The following is a 2,367-nucleotide window of genomic DNA, read 5'->3' as shown; positions in this document are numbered from 1 at the left end:
GGCCGGCCGACGGCAGCGGGCTCCCGGCCCGGGGACCGCCGCGCCGGAGGCCGAGCTGGTCCAGGAACCCGCCGCGCAGGGACTCGAACTCGTCCAGGTCACCGACCTGGACGAGCGGCTGCGCGCGCTGGCGGCCGAGGAGGCCGACCTGACCGGGAACCCGCCGCTGCGGGCGCGGCTGCTCACGGACGGCTCCGGCGCCCAGGCGCTCCTGCTGACGGTGCACTACATCGGCGTGGACGAGTGGTCCGTCGTGCCGCTGGTCCGCGACCTCGTCACCGCCTACGCGGCCCGCCGCCGGGGGGACGCCCCGGCCTGGAGCGAGCTGCCGGTGGGCTACGCCGACTACACCTCGTGGGCGCACGAGCTGCTCGGCGGGGTGGCCGACCGGCAGCTCGGCTACTGGCGGGAGGCCCTGCGCGGGCTGCCCCCCGACCCCGCGCTGCCGTACGACCGGCCGCGCGGGCAGGACCCCGGCGGGGCCGGTGAGCACGGTGGACGCGGTGGACGCGGCGACCATGTCGAGCTCGTGCTGGACCCGGTCCTGCACGCCGCCGTCGACGACCTCGCCGCCCGGACGGGCACCAGCATGTTCATGGTGCTCCAGGCGGCGCTGGCGGCGCTGCTCACCCGGCACGGCGCCGGGACGGACCTGCCGATCGCCTCGCTGGTCGCGGGCCGCGCCGAGGAGGCGCTCACCGACCTGGTCGGGTGCTTCTTCAACACGGTCATCCTGCGCACCGACACCTCGGGCGAGCCGACCTTCCGCGAGTTGCTCGCGCGCATCCGGGAGGCCGATCTCGCCGCGTTCGACCGGCAGGACGTCCCCTTCGCCCGGGTCGCGCGGGAGCTCGGCCTGCCCGCGCCGCGGGTGATGCTGGTCCATCACGAGCAGGCGCGCATGGCGCGGATGGAGGACATCGGGGCGGCTTTCGAACCGGTCCCGACCGGGGCGCTCAACGCCGACCTGACGCTCAGCTTCTTCGAACCGCGCGGCGCCGGGCCGGTGGACTGCCTGCTGGAGTACGACACCGGCCTGTTCGAGCGGAGCACGGTGCAGCGGCTCGCGGACGATCTGGTCCGCATCCTGAAGACCGCGGTGGCCGACCCCGACCGGTCGGTCGCCGATGACACGAGGAGGAACGACTCATGAGCGGCAACCCGTTCGAGGATCCCGAGGGCCGCTACCTGGTTCTCGTCAACGGCGAGGGCCAGCACTCGCTCTGGCCGTCCTTCGCCGAGGTCCCGGCGGGCTGGGAGACCGTCTTCGGTGAGGACTCCCGGGACGCCTGCCTGGAGTACGTGGAGGCGAACTGGACGGACATGCGCCCCCGCAGCCTCGTCGAGGCCATGAACGGCGCGAACCGCGCGAACCTCGCGGACCGCGCGAACGGCGCCGCGGGCGCGTAACCGCCGGAGGCCCGCACGCCCGTCACCGCACGGTGAGCCGAGGGAGCCAGGAGAGCCGGAGAGCCGCGTCCAAGGGCTCCCCCGGCTCGCGTGTCCGGGCCGCGTCCCGCCGCTCATGCTCCGGGGCGGGTGTCCGACCAGGCCTTCCACAGTTCGGCGTAGTGCCCTCCGGCGCGCACGAGCTCGTCGTGCGTACCGGTCTCGGCCACCTTCCCGCCGTCGAGGACCACGATCCGGTCGGCCGTCGCGGCCTGGGTGAGCCGGTGCGCGACGACGAGGGCGGTCCGGCCCTCGACCGCGGCGGCGGCGGACACCTCCAGCGCCCGCGCCCCCGCGCTCCCGGCTTCCGCGGTGGCCTCGTCGAGCACGACCGCGGGCGGGTCGCCAGGACGAGCCGGGCCAGTGCCAGTTGCTGGGCCTGCGCGGCGGTGAGCCGGTGACCGCTCTCGCCGACCACGGTGCGCAGCCCGTCGGGCAGGCCTCGGCCAGGCCAGTGCCCCGACCCGCGCCAGCGCGGCGCGGACCTCCGCCTCGGTCGCCTCCGGCCGGGCGAGCCGCAGGTCGTCGGCGAGCGGGCCGGCGAAGACGTGCACCTCCTGGGTGACCAGCGCGACGGAGGGTCCCGCCGGACCCGGTCCGGGCGCCTCCGGGTACCCGTCCGGGCCGGGCGGCTCCGCGTCTCCGCCCGCACCGGGCGGTTCATCCGGATCCCGTCCGGGCGGCCGCGTCCCGCCCACGGTGATCGAGCCGCTGCCGGGGCGGTGGATGCCCGCGATGAGCTTGGCCAGCGTGGTCTTGCCCGCACCGCTGGCCCCGACCAGGGCGATCCGCTCACCGGGGGCGACGTCGAGGTCCACGCCGCGCAGCACCGGGTGGCCCGGCCGGTAGGCGTACTCGACGCCGGAGACGCGGAGCGCGGGAGCGGCCGGCCGCGTGACCGGTGACGCGGCCGGTGAC

2 protein-coding genes and 1 pseudogene are annotated in these 2,367 nt (G+C 76.3%); 2 read left to right on the top strand and 1 reads right to left on the bottom strand.

The annotated features are described in order from the left end of the window. Positions 1 to 1,153 (top strand): condensation domain-containing protein (locus ACWJ6R_RS34700; protein ID WP_449066266.1); only part of this gene is annotated, 1,153 nt, incomplete at its 5' end. Then, positions 1,150 to 1,410: an MbtH family protein gene (locus ACWJ6R_RS34695; RefSeq protein WP_449066265.1), complete on the top strand. Its 261-nt coding sequence runs from the start codon at positions 1,150 to 1,152 to the stop codon at positions 1,408 to 1,410. The genes ACWJ6R_RS34700 and ACWJ6R_RS34695, both read left to right, overlap by 4 nt. Positions 1,411 to 1,523: 113 nt before the next feature. Here the strand turns inward: ACWJ6R_RS34695 and ACWJ6R_RS34690 are convergent. Beyond that, positions 1,524 to 2,367: pseudogene (locus ACWJ6R_RS34690) on the bottom strand (ATP-binding cassette domain-containing protein); the annotation flags it as partial.

Source organism: Planomonospora algeriensis (assembly GCF_977012225.1).
The sequence above is the reverse complement of the archived record's forward strand: the minus strand, read 5'-3'. Positions and strand labels throughout refer to the sequence as shown.

Coding starts and splice junctions, on each gene's coding strand:
- ACWJ6R_RS34695 (WP_449066265.1), top strand. CDS start 1,150: ATGAGCGGCAACCCGTTCGAGGATCCCGAGGGCCGCTACCTGGTTCTC.